This is a genomic window from Thalassotalea fonticola, assembly GCF_032911225.1.
Taxonomy (GTDB): Bacteria; Pseudomonadota; Gammaproteobacteria; order Enterobacterales; family Alteromonadaceae; genus Thalassotalea_A; species Thalassotalea_A fonticola.
On the sequence record NZ_CP136600.1, the window covers coordinates 3,279,401 to 3,295,404 of the forward strand.

11 protein-coding genes are annotated in these 16,004 nt (G+C 40.0%); 2 read left to right on the forward strand and 9 right to left on the reverse strand.

Features of this window, described 5'->3' with window-relative positions; all coding sequences use genetic code 11:
- Positions 1 to 10 precede the first annotated feature (10 nt).
- Both RI844_RS13195 and RI844_RS13200 read left to right on the forward strand, forming a co-directional pair.
- Positions 11 to 772: a hypothetical protein gene (locus RI844_RS13195; RefSeq protein ID WP_348395137.1), complete on the forward strand. Its 762-nt coding sequence runs from the start codon at positions 11 to 13 to the stop codon at positions 770 to 772.
- Positions 773 to 818: 46 nt separating this feature from the next.
- On the forward strand, positions 819 to 2,303 hold the full coding sequence (locus RI844_RS13200; RefSeq protein ID WP_348395138.1) for a winged helix-turn-helix domain-containing protein: 1,485 nt from the start codon (positions 819 to 821) through the stop codon (positions 2,301 to 2,303).
- A gap of 140 nt (positions 2,304 to 2,443) precedes the next feature.
- Here the strand turns inward: RI844_RS13200 and RI844_RS13205 are convergent, their stop codons facing one another.
- From RI844_RS13205 to RI844_RS13245, 9 genes are all read right to left on the reverse strand, one after another.
- Positions 2,444 to 2,638, reverse strand: coding sequence for a helix-turn-helix transcriptional regulator (locus RI844_RS13205; RefSeq protein WP_348395139.1), 195 nt, complete (start codon positions 2,636 to 2,638; stop codon positions 2,444 to 2,446).
- Positions 2,635 to 3,057 carry a hypothetical protein gene (locus RI844_RS13210; protein WP_348395140.1) on the reverse strand — a complete coding sequence of 141 codons (423 nt, stop codon included), beginning with the start codon at positions 3,055 to 3,057 and terminating at the stop codon, positions 2,635 to 2,637. The genes RI844_RS13205 and RI844_RS13210 overlap by 4 nt, the downstream gene beginning before the upstream one ends.
- A gap of 194 nt (positions 3,058 to 3,251) precedes the next feature.
- The gene (locus RI844_RS13215) at positions 3,252 to 5,021 is read right to left on the reverse strand and encodes an alpha-amylase family glycosyl hydrolase (RefSeq protein WP_348395141.1); all 1,770 of its coding nucleotides are present in this window, start codon (positions 5,019 to 5,021) and stop codon (positions 3,252 to 3,254) included.
- Between the two features lie 22 nt (positions 5,022 to 5,043).
- Positions 5,044 to 7,224 (reverse strand): 4-alpha-glucanotransferase, encoded by a 2,181-nt coding sequence (gene malQ / locus RI844_RS13220; protein WP_348395142.1) that lies wholly within the window; start codon positions 7,222 to 7,224, stop codon positions 5,044 to 5,046.
- Positions 7,224 to 9,362, reverse strand: coding sequence for a glycogen debranching protein GlgX (glgX, locus tag RI844_RS13225; RefSeq protein WP_451923625.1), 2,139 nt, complete (start codon positions 9,360 to 9,362; stop codon positions 7,224 to 7,226). The genes malQ and glgX overlap by 1 nt, the downstream gene beginning before the upstream one ends.
- Positions 9,363 to 9,368: 6 nt before the next feature.
- Positions 9,369 to 11,585 (reverse strand): 1,4-alpha-glucan branching protein GlgB, encoded by a 2,217-nt coding sequence (glgB, locus tag RI844_RS13230; RefSeq protein ID WP_348395144.1) that lies wholly within the window; start codon positions 11,583 to 11,585, stop codon positions 9,369 to 9,371.
- Positions 11,586 to 11,627: 42 nt separating this feature from the next.
- Positions 11,628 to 14,093, reverse strand: coding sequence for a glycogen/starch/alpha-glucan phosphorylase (locus RI844_RS13235; protein ID WP_348395145.1), 2,466 nt, complete (start codon positions 14,091 to 14,093; stop codon positions 11,628 to 11,630).
- A gap of 396 nt (positions 14,094 to 14,489) precedes the next feature.
- The gene (locus tag RI844_RS13240; RefSeq protein WP_348395146.1) at positions 14,490 to 15,227 is read right to left on the reverse strand and encodes a PepSY domain-containing protein; all 738 of its coding nucleotides are present in this window, start codon (positions 15,225 to 15,227) and stop codon (positions 14,490 to 14,492) included.
- Complete coding sequence (locus RI844_RS13245) at positions 15,227 to 15,994, reverse strand: PepSY domain-containing protein (RefSeq protein ID WP_348395147.1); 768 nt, start codon at positions 15,992 to 15,994, stop codon at positions 15,227 to 15,229. The genes RI844_RS13240 and RI844_RS13245 overlap by 1 nt, the downstream gene beginning before the upstream one ends.
- Between the last annotated feature and the right edge of the window lie 10 nt (positions 15,995 to 16,004).

Consider the following 16,004-nt stretch of genomic DNA (forward strand, 5'->3'; position numbering starts at 1 on the left):
TGGAGTTTACATGAATAAAGTAACATTATTGAAAAATCGGTTAAATGAAATAGCAGACAGCCTGAAATGCCATCCAAATGGACTTGGCTTGCTCGGGCTCGGCTCGGCCGGTAAAGAATTCAACCGGATGGATGAATATTCAGATTTGGATTTCTTTGCTATTGTTGGCGAAGGCCATAAGCAGCAGTTTATCGATAACTTGAGCTGGTTGGCACACATACATGAGATAGCCTGGTGTTTTAAAAATACTACTGATGGTTATAAATTATTATTTGCCGATGGTATATTTTGTGAGTTCGCCGTTTTTGAGCCTAAGGAATTACGCCATATTCCTTATTCTCAAGGGCACTTTATCTGGAGAGATGAGGGCCTTGCAGAACATAATTGTAAACCTGTGATAGCCGCTCCCCAACATTCATTTGATGAAGGCTTTTTACTGGGTGAACTATTAACTAACTTGTATGTTGGCCTATGTAGGTATAGGCGGGGAGAGCAATGTTCCGCAATGCGGTTTATTCAGGTATACGCTGTCGATCGCTTGATCCGCTTGCTCGATTTACTCCAGCAACATGACGAGGGTATTGATAAAGATAAATTTTGTTTGGACAGAAGAGTCGAGCAACGTCAGCCAGAATTTAAACAACTATTAATGCAATGCTCACAAGGCGCCGAAAAGTGTACTGAATCTGCGCACGCAATGTTGCAGTTTGTAAAACAGCACTACTCCATAGACAAAATATTGGAGCAAGAAATTAGACAGCTTATTTATTAATTTTACTGTTAATATAGAGTCACTACCTAGTTCATCTGCGGTTTTAATGAAATATCAAATTGGCACCTTTATTCTTGATACACAGGCGCGAACGCTAACTGATAAAGATAGCTGTCAGTCCATTCGGCCGAAAACCTTAGCATTGTTGCTTTATCTTACCGAACGATCCGGACAAATTGTCAGCAAACAGGAGTTACTGGATCGGGTTTGGGACGATGTAAACGTAGATGATGGCGTGATATTTCAGTCGGTTAGGGAAATTAGGAAATTATTTTCCAGCCCTAACATATTGCAAAATCATCCGCGCAAGGGATATGAGTTTACCGAAGAGCTCCGTTGCCTTAGTAAGGATACAGAATACCGACCCATAATATTATCTTGGTTAAAGTATATTCTTCCGGTCGCTTTGCTAGTGCTTATTTTGTCGCAAGTGGTAACACTAGATAGCGATAAAAGTATCGACATTAATTATGCACAAAGTATTGTTGTTTTGCCTGTTAAAAATCGTGTTCCCTATGCCCAAAACGATTGGGTGTATTTAGGTGCTATGGAGCAATTGATCGCTAATCTTAAAGGGTTGCCAAGTTCAATATTTGTCTATCAAGGGACTTATATTCCACGTTTAATGCACATTGCGGGACTGGACCGGGAATTTACTTCTGCTGATGTAAGTAAAGTATTTAATGTATCCGGTGCTTCGTTAATTATTGAAACTGAAATTCATGGCAATGTCTATGACTATAAATTGGTGTATAAATTTCATCTCGTTAACGATATGAAACAAGGGGTTATTCTTGATAGCTCTATTAATGGTGCTCTGGGCACCCTGTCAGAAAGAGTAGCAGCGTTTATCAATCATCCGCTACAAAGAAGTGACAATGTGCCGATGAAAGAATTTAGCGACGCCTTATTTGCCGAAGCAATGATCAGTTATGAATCAGATTGGCAAACCTCGATCAGCTTTTTTGAAAGTTATTTGGCATTAAACCCTAATTCGGTGATCGCCTTGATTTATTTAAGCAAGTTGTATTTGTGGAATGAAAGAGTCGAACAAGCCAGTCAACAAATTGAAAAAGCGTCTAAGCTCGATCGAGAAAATCCCCAACAAGCAGCACATATCGATTTAATAAAAGGTAGGATCGCCGCCAATAAAAGAGATTGGTCACAAGCAATGCCGCTTTATCAGCAAGCTGCGAAGAAACTTGAAAAAAATTCTGATTGGTTTCTCAAAGCAAATATTGCAGAAGCGCAAGGCTTGGCTTTTCTTGAACAGAGTTTGCTCGAACAATCGGCACAAGCATTTGATTTAGCGCTTTCTTTTTACCAGATAACCCAAAGCCAGATTGGTATCAACTCGACCCAGCTGCATTTGGCAAATGTTTATTTTCTGCAAGGTAAAATAGAGATAGCCACAGCAACCTACTTACAAGCCAAACAAAATATTCAGCGAATCAAACTTGAGTTTCTATACTCAATGTTAGACGACTACGAAGGAAAGTTTGACAAATATCAAGGTAACATTATCCAGTAAAGTTTAATTAAAACCAATATTGTTGCATCCGTTTTTTATAACTAGAGATGCTAATCTGATAGGGTGAGTGACCATATTGTCATGGCTTTAATGAAAACAAATTCAGAATATTTTTCTTTTAACTGTTTGACTCTCTGAATTTAAACTTCATCTTGAAATATCTGTTCAATGGTTAATTCAAATAATCGAGCCGCTTTAAATGCCAACGGTAAGCTTGGATCAAACTTGCCTTTTTCAATCGCATTAACCGTTTGCCGCGAAACTTCCAGAGCGTTAGCAAGATCTGCTTGGGTCCAGTCTCGCTCCGCGCGCAGTACTTTTAAACGGTTTTTCATCGGTATTTTGCTCCGCCTTTAATAATACCAATCATATAAGTTATACACATAACTATTACAAGGTGCGAAATCTCAGGTTCGAAGCTTATTAATTTTATGTCTTCCAAAAGTTCATAACTACAGCCTAAAACTAGACCAACACCCAGTGACAGAGCCATAGCTCCAGATTGAATTTTTTGCTGCATTTCATCTAAACCGTGTAAATGTTTTTTGTTCGCGAAGATCATCCCAAAGCCAACCAACACATTTATCACTACGGCAGTAACCGTGAGCAGAGTATTAAAGTCCCATATAAATTTTGGAGCAAATGCTGCGATTGCGGTGGTTACTACCCATGCAAATGTCCACATTCCTAAATTAATGGTATTTTTCTTGGTACGCGCTTGCCAGTTATTGGAGTTAGTTTCCTGCTTATTCATTAGTACACCTTGCTTGTCATAATGTAAAATACACTTTACTTTATTAACAAGGTAAACTTTTACCAGTCACATGTCAAGCAAACTTGACATAAAGACAAGTATATACAACTTATATAATGATTAGAAAAAGTACACCTAAAAAAACCGAAACAAAGTTCGGCTTTTCATCAAGTTTAATCGCTATGTGCTACAAGCTATTTCTTAGCTTTATAAATCGCATATGTTAATGGCGCTAGGTTCATGGTTACTACACCATTGTTTTCACTTTTGTCTTTAGCTAACACTACAGGTTTAAAGTCATTATATGACAAAGTCATAGTTTGCTTTTGCTCAGTTGTGGCCGTATTGGCAACAACTAAGTATTGCTCATTTTTAAAGGTGCGGGTAAAGGCATATAACCCAGGTGTTTGCTGTGAGTACACTTGCTCTTGCTTGCCATGGCGCAGCGCATCATGCTCTAGGTATAAACTAGCTAGATTTACCAAGTCTTGATACAACACATGGCTCTGATCAAAGTTTGCATCAGCAGTTGTTGCGTCAGTGCCGATAAGATCATCATCATTATAAATATCAACCTTTGAAGGCATCATATCTTGGCGGGAATTTTTATCGTTACCGTCACCAACAAAGCCTTGCTCATCACCATAATAAACTACCGGAATACCGCGAGAAAAATACATTAACGCGTTTGATAGTTTCACCCGAGCAAGCTTTTCCGGCTCACTCATTTCAGGGTTTTCTTTATCTAACAGGTGAGCAAAACGCCCCATGTCATGGTTACCAGTAAAGGTTACTAACATACTCGCATCGCTGTCTTCATCTTGATAATAATGATCACCATTGAAAATATTCTCAAGCTCATTAGTACCTTTATGCTCTACTAGTGTTTTTGATATAGCGCCTTGCACAGCAAAGTCGAGAATAGACTGCATTTTTCCTGTGGTCGTAAACGTACTGAGAAATTCAGGGGTAAAGTCATACACTTCACCAAACATAAAGAACTGCTCAATACCAATAGACTTAGCGTGTTCGACAATGGCAGGACTGAATTCACTCCAAAATTCCATGTTTACATGCTTGACGGTGTCAATTCTAAAACCATCCGGTTTAAATTCTGACACCACGTTTTTAAACACCTCAATTAATCCAGAAATCACTTCAGGGTTGGCGGTATCAATATCATCAAGACCAGCAAAGTCACCGTACACAGAGCTTTCACCTTCCCAAGTGCTGTCGCCTTGATTGTTGTAATACTTAGGGTCATTTAGCCATTGCGGCACCTTTATATCTTCACTTCCAGGTAATACAAAAGCACTGTAAGTATCGCCATTAGCAATTTGCTCTAACGTTTTGTAATCACATAAGCCTTTGGTTTCACCCAGTTGCTGATCACCGTTTTCACCATGGCATTCTTTATACTTAATAACATCGGCGCTGTGATTGGCGATGATGTCGAAAAATACTTTCATATTAAGCGCATGAGCTGCATCGATAAGATTTTTTAGATCTTGGTTTGAGCCTAAATGCGGGTCAATTTCGGTAAAATCTAATACCCAGTAACCGTGGTAACCTGAACTGTCACCCTGCACAGCCTGATTACGCATTATCGGTGTCATCCAAATAGAAGTGATACCCATTTCCTGCAAATAAGGTAATTTTTCTTTCAAGCCGATAATATCACCACCGTGGTAATGACCATTACTGCTTGGATCGAAACCACCTTGAGATTCTAAAATGGTGACAGAGCCATTGTCATTACTGGTATCGCCATTATGAAACCTGTCCGGCATGACAAAATAAAATACCTCGTCACGTATGTCGCGGGTCAAATAATGGGGGAGTTCGGCACTTATCTTCGCAGTTTTTATTTGTGTTTCAACTTGCTCACTGTCCGGCTTTACAGAGTCACATGCACTAAGCGCTAAGGCAAAAAAACCTAATATAACTATTTTTAATCTATTCATAATATGTCCTATACCAAAAGGGTTAGCCTTTTGGACGCTCCTGATTCATCACTGTAACTAAGTTATTCATATCTTGATGTTGCCAAAACTCTGCTATGGTATATGGCAAACGGCGACGCCAGTTTGGATGCTCATCGATTGTACCAGGTATGTTTACTTGCTCTTTTAAGCCTAAAGCATCTTCAAGTGGCACTAATAAAATGCGACTTGGCGCTTTGGCTAAAAATGCTTGTACAGCACGTGACAGCTCCGAATTCATAGTCGCCGGTTGTGTTTGCGGGAATTTCTCTTTGCTAAGCACACCTTCAAATTCAAGTGCGCCAAGTAACTGTTTACGATCAGTCACACGACCATTCCGTTCATCAATACCCATTTGTTCATTTGGATATAAATTTAGCTCTTGTCGCCATTTAAGGTCATTGCCTGTCCACCAACCAGCAATAGTTGATAAGTCATGCGTAGAAACCGTTACCATAGATTGTTCAGAGTAAACTTCAGGACGGAAAAACAAACCATTTTCCCAACGCTCAAAGAATAATACTTTGTATGAAAGTAGTCCTGCCGCCGCCATGATATCGCCAAAACCATCGGGAACATTACCTAAATCTTCACCGATAACCACACAATTATTACGACGTGACTCCAGCGCAATAATGCGGAAAATATCTTCCAGCGGGAAGGTAATATAAATACCTTGATCGGCAGCCATTCCTGGCGCGACCCAATATTGGCGCATTAACCCTAATACATGGTCAATACGCAAGGCACCGGCATGACGCATGTTACTGCGCAAGGCTTTTACTAACGGCATATAGCCTTTTTCTTGCAATGCTACGGGGTTAATTGGCGTTAGTCCCCAATCTTGCCCTAAAGTATTCATTGCATCTGGCGGAGCACCAACGGCCGCACCAGATACATAACTGTGTTTATCTGCCCACACTTCAGCGCCACTGCCATCACAACCTACCGCTAAATCTAAATATAAGCCTACTGGCATGTCATCAGATTTAGCTTGCTGGGCTGCCTCACCTAATTGGCTATCGGCAATAAATTGCAAAAACTGAAAGTAACCAATGCGCTCAACATTATCTTGTTTAAATTGCTCCACTGCGACACTGTGCGGGTCTTGAAACTCAACCGGCCAAGCTTTCCAGCCATAAGCATGTTCATCTATCTTTCTAAAGTGCTCATATAAAGTATCAAAGGTAGCGAGTTCAAATAAGTCATCACCCATTTGAGTAACAAAGTCTAAATATTGCTTAGCAAACTCAGTGCTTTTCGGTAAGTGATTAGCAACAAAGTCTTTATACAATAATTCTAATGCTTGAAACTTAAGGTGGGCAGCATGCGGGTAATCAATAAATTCCTGATCATTGGCTTGTGCTACTTGCTCGATAAAGTCTTTCGATTGAACCAGCGCCTGCGCTGGCTTACACGATTTAAAGTTAGCAACACTGGTTACATCAATATACAGAGTGTTTAAAAAACAACGACTCGTTGGTGAATATGGGCTGATATGAGCTGGATTATTTGGATATAATGGATGCAAAGGGTTCAAGCCTATTGCTGTTATACCTCGTTTTGCCGATTGCTTTACTAAGTTTTTCAGATCGCCAAAATCGCCCATCCCCCAACTGTTTTCAGATTTTACCGAGTATAATTGTGCAGCTAAGCCCCACATACGGTAATCGGCAGCATCATTTGGGCTATAACATTTTTGTGGTGCAACGATTAAATGCCCACTTGCCGTCTCATTGCCTAAAGTAATCGTTAATGAATGATAACCTTCAATAAGACTAGGTAAAACTACAGCAAGTTTTTTATATAAAGTGTCATCAACATTATGCTGAGCAAGTACTTCTAATTCAGACACGGCCACTTGGCCTGTTAACGTATCACCGTTTTCAAAATTGATAAGCCATTGCAAAGTATTGTTTAAATCAGCATTGGCAACGCTGATCCAGGCACTGTGAACAGCTTGCTCCGACTTTACCATTTGCATTGCCGGTAACAGTGAAACCCATGATGAATCACTTAATTGCTTAACACTCGCCAAAATAGCATCGTCGCATTCAACGTTGTAATTCATTGCGGTGAGTAATGCTTTTAATGCATCTTGATTGGCAGCAACCGAGTTACCGTAACTATCAATATAACTGGAGTGAAAACCTACCTGCTCGGCAAGTTGTTGAATGGCTGTCATTATTGTGTTCCCTGTGTATCATTTTGACTGTAAGTCAGGACCGAACAACTAAATGGAGCAACAGATAACAAGGTGCTATCTATCAATTTGTTAGTAATTTCGGCTGTGCTATCAGCGGTATTTATTATTTGCGACCAATTACCGGTTAAGTTTGGTAATTGAAAATTGCTTGCCACGTCAGCGGCATTAAAAATTATTAATAACGCATCATCGTTAAAAATGTTTGCTTCTTTTTTAGCATCGAAGGTGCTGGTATCAGCAAGCATCATGGCAAAACTTTTCAGCGCCTTGTTGTGCCAATTACTTTCGTCCATAGCCTCGCCATGGCAATTAAACCAACTGATATCCGGCAAACCTGTTTTTGCTGAAACCTGTTGACCGTGTTGATAATTTAATCGGTTAAGTAACGGATGTTGTTTACGCAGCTTAATCAGTTGCTGCACAAATTTAACTTGTTCTTCGTCTTCAACATGCCAATTAAGCCAAGTAATTTCATTGTCTTGGCAATAGGCATTGTTATTGCCGTATTGACTGTTATTACGCTCATCGCCCGCGAGCAGCATAGGCGTACCCTGCGACAAAAATAACGTCGCTAAAATATTACGTTTTTGTTGATTGCGTATTTGATTGATATCAGCATCAGTGGTTTCACCTTCTACGCCGTAATTACGGCTAAAGTTACTCTGATGGCCATCTCTGTTCTGTTCGCCATTGGCTTGATTATGACGTTGCTCATAGGTCACTAAGTCATGCAAGGTATAACCATCATGAGTAGTTATTACGTTAACGCTGGCATAGGGACGCCTGCCGTGATGTTCAAAAATATCACCGCTACCATGTAATCTTCGGGCAAACTCGGCGATCATGTTGCCTTCACCACGCCAAAAGCGACGAACAGCATCACGATATCTGTCGTTCCACTCGTACCAATTCCCCGGAAATTGACCAAGTTGATAACCGCCATGGCCAATATCCCAGGGCTCAGCGATCAGCTTTACATGAGCTAAAACAGGATCTTGGCGAAGCGCGGCAAAGAAGCTGGCATGAGTATAAAAATTATCATTACCCGGTTGATCCTGGCGACCTAAAATGGGGGCTAAATCAAAACGGAAACCGTCAACGCCCATCACTTCAACCCAGTAACGTAAACTGTCCATAACCATTTGCAAAACGCGCGGGTGAGCTAAGTTTAAGGTGTTGCCACAACCTGAATGGTTTATATAAAAGCGCTTGTCTTGTGTTTCTAAACGATAATAACTGGCGTTATCTATGCCTTTAAAACTGTACGTTGGCCCCATGTGATTACCTTCAGCGGTATGGTTATAAACCACGTCTAATATCACTTGCATTCCGGCTTGATGAAAGGCATCAACCATCTGTTGAAACTCAGCTAAATCTTGTTGTTGACAATATCTTGGCTCTGGCGCAAAAAAGGCAATAGAGTTATAACCCCAGTAGTTTTTCAAGTCTTTTTCTAAGGCGAATGATTCATCAAAAAAGCCATGAACAGGAAGGAGCTCAACGCTGGTAACGCCTAAATCAGTCAAGTATTTAATTACCGAGGGCTCTGCTAATCCTTTGAACGTACCACGCATTTCAATCGGCACAGCAGGATTTAACTTGGTAAAGCCCTTTACATGGACTTCATAAATAATGGTTTCATTGTCGCTAACAGTTACGGCATTATTTAAGCCCGTTAACGGCGCAACCACAACACATTTGGGCATGCAGGCAGCGTTGTCATTGTTATCTATCATTAAATCCTGGGCACAGGAATTGATATCAAAACCATAATGACTTTCTGACCAAGTAAAACTTTTATTTAATTGCCTTGCGTAAGGGTCGAGCAGTAATTTAGCCGAGTTAAAGCGATGACCATTATGCGGTTCATAGGGACCATGTACTCGGTAACCGTATAACGTACCCGCCTGCACTTCTGGTAAATAACCATGCCAAACTTCATCGGTATATTCAGTTAACTCAACTCGGCTTAATTCAGTTTCGGTAACGTTATCGAACAAACAAAGTTCAACCTTTGTGGCGTTAGCAGAGAACAAGGCAAAGTTGGTGCCGCTACCATCAAAGGTTGCACCTAAAGGATAATTTTTACCGGGTTTTACTAACTGAGCCATGGTCATCAATATTTAACCTTGTAACTCAAAAATAACAGTAGCAAGTGGCGGTACAGTGATTTCAATTGAATCATCACGTCCCTGCCAAGGGGTGTTGTTTGATTGTGCGCCTAACGGGTTACCAACATTACTGCCACCGTAAATGGCTGCGTCTGAATTGAATATTTCTCTATGGTAGCCGGCTTTTGGTGTACCAAGACGAAATGCATGCTGTACTGTTGGAGTAAAATTACACACCACTAAAACAGGATTAGTCCCATCTCGGCCATAGCGTACAAAGCTATAAATAGATTGCTCAGCGTTATCATGATCAACCCAATCAAAACCGTCCTTTTCACAATCTAGCTGATGCAACGCCGGCATGCTTTTATAAAGATGGTTTAAGTCTTTAATTAATTGTTGCACACCATGGTGGTTGTCGTTTTCTAACAAATGCCAATCTAAGCCTTGCTCGAAGTTCCACTCCGCGCGTTGACCAAACTCACAACCCATAAACAATAATTTTTTACCTGGATGCGTCCACATAAAACCGTAATAGGCACGTAAGTTGGCAAACTGTTGCCATTCATCGCCAGGCATACGGGTTAAAATAGAACCTTTGCCATGTACTACTTCATCGTGACTCAATGGTAAAACAAAGTTTTCATCAAACGCATAGACTAAACCAAAGCTCAGTTCATTATGGTGGTGTTGACGATAGATAGGGTCGCGTTTCATGTACGCAAGCGAGTCATTCATCCACCCCATGTTCCACTTGTAACCAAAGCCCAAGCCACCATCAGACGTTGGCCGAGAAACACCCGGCCAAGAAGTAGACTCTTCGGCAACAGAAAACGCACCGGGATAATCGGCATAAAGCTCTTCGTTGAATTCCTTTAGGAATGCAACGGCTTCCAGATTTTCGTTACCGCCGTATTCATTCGGGATCCATTCGCCATCGTTACGGCTGTAATCCAAATACAACATCGAGGCGACTGCATCTACTCGAATGCCATCAACATGATAAGTATCGAGCCAGTGCATTGCACTCGCGCGTAAAAAGTTTGCCACTTCAGTACGACCATAATTGTAAATTAGGGTGTTCCAATCAGGATGAAAGCCTTTACGTAAATCTTCATGTTCAAATAAGCAAGTACCATCAAACTTTGCCAGGCCATGTTCATCAATGGGGAAATGACCAGGTACCCAGTCAATCAATAAACCAAGGCCAGCGTTGTGGCAGGCCTGGACAAAATATTTGAAATCTTCGGCACTACCAAAACGTGCCGTAGGGGCGAATAAACCTACAGGTTGATAGCCCCAAGAGCCATCATAAGGAAATTCACTTACCGGCATGAGTTGAATATGGGTAAAGCCCATATCTAAAGTGTATGGAATTAAACGCTCGGCAATGTCGCGATAATTTAAAAACTCATTATTGTGGTCACGTTGCCAAGAGCCCAAGTGCAATTCATAAATTGAGATCGGGCTACTTTTGTCATTACGTAACTGACGAGAGTTCATCCAATGATGATCGTTCCAGTCGAATTCTACTTCAGCAGAAATGACTGACGATGTATCAGGGCGCATTTGCGCTTGTACACCGTATGGATCTGCTTTTAACGCCAACAAATTACCGTTTGAATCTTTTACTTCAAATTTGTAATGACCACCTGCAGTAACTGGAGAATAAGCGGAATTTTCAGCAATAAATATTTCCCAAATACCGCACTCCAAGCGTTTACGCATTGGGTGCAGTCGCCCGTCCCAATGATTAAACTCACCAACCACAGCAACATGGCTGGCGTTGGGGGCCCAAACGGCGAATGTAACGCCTTTCACCCCATCATGTTCGACACAATGAGCTCCAAGTTTTTGATATAACTTTTTATGTTTACCTTCATTAAAAAGATAAATGTCTAAATCGTCTAATACAGGAGAGCATGCAAACGGATCAGTTATGATTCGCTCGCCTTGCTCTGTTTTAACGTTTAATTGGTATGAAAAACGTTTTTTACGACGAGTCGTCTTACTAAAAAAACCACTGTCATCGAGTTTATCCAGCTTAGCTACAACCTTGCCTTTTTCATCTAACAATGACACCTGCATGGCATCGGGTAAAAACGTATTTATTTGCAAATAGCCCTTATCGTTAGCGTGCAAACCTAAAAAACCATAAGGGTTTGGGTGGTTGGCATGGGCTATTGCCTGAGCTTCATCCAAAACTGTGGTCTGATGATTATTTTGCATTATCTGTATCTTCCTAACGGTGTCATTGGTTATCGCTAAAACTTAGTTTTTCGAATTCATCGGCGTTAACTTCCAGATGTTGTCTACATAATCTTGAATAGAGCGGTCAGAAGTAAATTTACCCATTTTTGCGGTATTAATAATGGCCATACGAGCCCAGCGCGTTTTGTCTTTATAAGCTTGATCAAGGGCAGTATTGGCTTTTGCGTAATCAGCAAAATCAGCCAATAATCGATATGGATCACCACCATCAAGTAAACTGTGCGCTATTGCCGACAATTCACCTGGCTTACCAGGAGTAAAGTAATCAGTGTGCAGCCAATCTAAACAGGCCTTAATTTCTTCGTCGTTATTGTAGTAGTCATAAGGGTTATAACCATTCGCTGCTAACGCTTTAATGTCGTCAACGGTGTTACCAAAAATGAAAATATTGTCATCACCAACTTCTTCAGCAATTTCAACATTAGCGCCATCTAACGTGCCGATTGTTACCGCACCGTTAAGAGCCAGTTTCATATTACCGGTACCTGAAGCCTCTTTACCGGCAGTAGAGATTTGTTCTGATACATCGGCCGCAGGAATGATTTTTTCAGCAAGCGTAACTCGGTAGTTTGGCATAAACACGACCTTCAACTTGCCGTTAATTCGGTCATCATTATTAATTTTGTCGGCAACTTTATTAATTGCATAAATGATCTCTTTGGCTAAGTAATAACCTGGAGCTGCTTTTGCACCAAAGATATAAACACGTGGATGCATATCGTAATCAGGATCTGCCAACAAACGGCGATATAGGGCAAGAATATGTAAGAAGCTTAAATGTTGACGCTTGTACTCATGCAAGCGCTTAATTTGCACATCAAAAATTGCATCCGGGCTAACTACAACGCCTGTGCTTGCTAGAATTTCTTCAGCAAGTTTTACTTTGTTGTTATGCTTTATCGACATGAATTCTTGTTGAAATTTCTCATCATCAGCAAATTTAGCCACTGTGCTTAGTGATGATAGATTTTTAGCCCAATCAGTTTTCACCTTACTATCTAATAATTTAGAAAGCTCAGGGTTACAGGCCTTTAACCAGCGACGAGGGGTTACACCATTGGTCACATTGGTTAATTTATTTGGGTATAATTGATTAAATTCTGGAAATAAATCACTCTTAACCAAATCAGAGTGAATTTGCGCTACACCATTAACTTTGAACGAAGTCACCACACATAAGTGCGCCATACGCACCATTTTTTCTGGGCCTTCCTCAATAATTGATAACCTGCCACGCATTTGATGATCATTTGGCCACAACTTTGCAACTTCTTCATTTAAGAAGAATTCGTTAATAGAGAATAAAATTTCTAAATGACGCGGGAGCACTCTATCGAACAATGCTACTGACCATTTTTCTAATGCTTCCGGCAATAAAGTATGGTTCGTATAAGCAAAAATTTCACGACACATTGCGAATGCATCATTCCAGGCAAAGTCATACTCATCGATTAAAGTACGCATCAATTCTAAAATGGCAATAGTCGGGTGAGTATCGTTTAATTGAATAACGACTTGCTTACTAAATTGTGACCAATCATCACCGAATTGCTCTTGGTAACGCTTAATAATATCTTTTATTGAACAGGCACAGAAAAAGTATTGCTGAATAAAGCGTAACTCTTTACCGGCGTCGGTTTCGTCATTTGGATAAAGTACTTTTGAAATAGTTTCCGCATGATTTTGCGCCGAATGTGCATCTTGATAGGCGCCAGAATTAAACTGGTCCCAATCGAAATGGCTTGATGCGCGCGATTCCCATAAACGCAGTACATTTACGGTTTTCGAGTTATAACCAACAATAGGAACATCCCAAGGCACACCTTTTATCGTTTGACCGCTATGCCAAACTTTTTTCACGCTACCATCATTATTGGCAATGCTTTCAACATGACCAAATAATGGGATGTATTGCACTGCTTCTGGACGACATACTTCCCAAGGGTTGCCATATTCACGCCATTCATCTGGGGTTTCAATTTGACGACCTTGATGAAATTGCTGTTTGAATAAGCCATGCTCATAATGGATGCCATAACCAACAGCATTAAAGTCCATTGTTGCCAGTGAATCTAAGAAGCAGGCTGCTAAACGACCTAAGCCGCCGTTACCTAAAGCTAAATCATGGCCCTCTTCAAAGATGTCTTCAATTTCAAAACCAAGACTGGCGACGGCTTTTTGGGCAACATCAAATAAATCTAAATTATGTAAGTTGTTCGATAACATACGGCCCATTAAATACTCTAATGAAAGGTAATTAATTGAGCGGCTTTTATGTTCTTTATGGTATTTATTGGTTTCGGTTAGTTTTTCATAAACTACTTCATTAACGGTTAAACAAACCGCTTTTAAAACCGCTGTCGGGTTTTGCGCTAAATCATCTTGTGATGATGTGAAGTTTAAATGTTGTAATACTTTCTTTTTAAACTGTGCTGTAGTTAACGGCTTTTTAATTGCTGTCGCCATAATAAATAGATTCTCTTTAGAAATTAAGCAGAACAATCCTCAATGCTTAATATTGGTAATTTAACAACCGCGCTATCAATGCTATAAAACTGTTTAGTTTTTTCAGCGGTTGCCCTTAAAATTGGCAATTTAATAATCTACCTATAAAGTTACGACAAATTAACAATTCTGTGCAAATGACTACATACGTATGCATAGCCAAAAAGCCATGCATACGTATGCAAAATCAGATAAAACCCTGTTGTGATTCATTAATTAGGAGAGAACAAATTGAAAGTCGATTAAATTGCGACGAAATTTTAATTTTTATTGCTTGGTTTGCGGGGGACTTTGTTGATTAAACCACCCAAATTAAAAGTTAATTTAGGTGGTTTAAATTGAGTCATCGATAATAAATTATTTACTACGACGGTTAGAGCGTTTTTTGATTTTATATTGACCTTTAAAGCCTAAATGTATGGTCCAAATAAACCCAGTTAATGATAGCCACAAAGTAATAAAGGCAAACAACATCATTTGCACACTATTAAATCCGCCTACGTTGCCATAGTCCATAAAATGCAGCATGAAGAATATATCAGCAAAACGTTTGTCATCATCACTATGCCCTACAACGCGCCCAGACTCTGCTTCTATATAAACACTGGTGTTAATATTATCGGAAAAGTTAATTTGCCACGAAGCGTTTTTTTGTTTGGGCAAATCCTCTAACGGATAGGCTAAAAGGTTAGCGGCAATAACATCTCCTGGTCCTGTATATGATTGTTTTGCCAACTTCACGGCGAGGCTTTCATCAAGAACTAACTTTTCACCAGTATAGGCATTAACCAAAGTATAATGATTTTTGAAATGTTTATATAAGCCCTTGGTGTGAGTTAACAAATAGTAAGGTTTACCAAGCAATTGCGTTGGCACTAACGAAACACTAGATTTATTAGCTTGTAACACAACCACAGGGTCAATTAAGGAAGCCTGCTCAACTTCAACATGCTGATGTTCACGGTTTTTATAAGTATTACCTGCGGCTTTAGTATGATCCATCATATTAAAAAATATACCACTGAGCAGCCAAAGCAATAGTTGAATACCAATGATTACTGAAACCCATTTATGAATTTTTCGAATCAATCTCATTAGCTGCGACCTTCTAGCTTAATTGATCTAGTGATCTTTCTTGTTTTGTTCGATTTAAACACACGAAAATAAGTTAAGATAAGACCAAAAATTGCAGCTGCAATGCCAAATAAAGCGAAGCAAAACAATAATAAGTTTTCAATATTCTCACCGTCATCATAATCCATTACATGAAAACGAAACATCCAATCAAACAGTCGCCAAAACTCATGACGTTTACCCACCAATTTGCCAGTTTGCGCCGACACATAAATTGATGGCGCGCCAAAGTCATCGAAATTTATTCGCCATGCAGGTAACGCTCTACGGCTTAATTCAAAGGGAGGATTTTCAGTAAATAGCTCTACCTCGTGCACTTCGCCATCGCCTGAATAATAGTACTTAGCAGCTCTAACTGCCGTTGCTTTATCTAATGGTGAAAGCAAGTCACCATTATTCGCATTAACCATATGACTCTCATCATGGCTGGTAAAATAATACACTTCGGTATCGATAAACCTGCCTACGCTGACATTCGCAGCATCAGGATATTGTTGTTGCAACTCAGCCAGTGAAAGGTGAATGTTTTTCACATTAATTTTATCTTGATGATTAACAACCAAGCTGTCGCCATGGATATAATCAATATCAAAAAACACCATATACGCACCGCTTATCGACCATATAACAAATTGCACACCACAAAAGAGCATTAACCATTTATGATATTTTCTTGCCGTATTTACCAAGCTTTTAGGCTTTCTTTTTTCAGATGTATAAAAGATCAACAGTATTAGC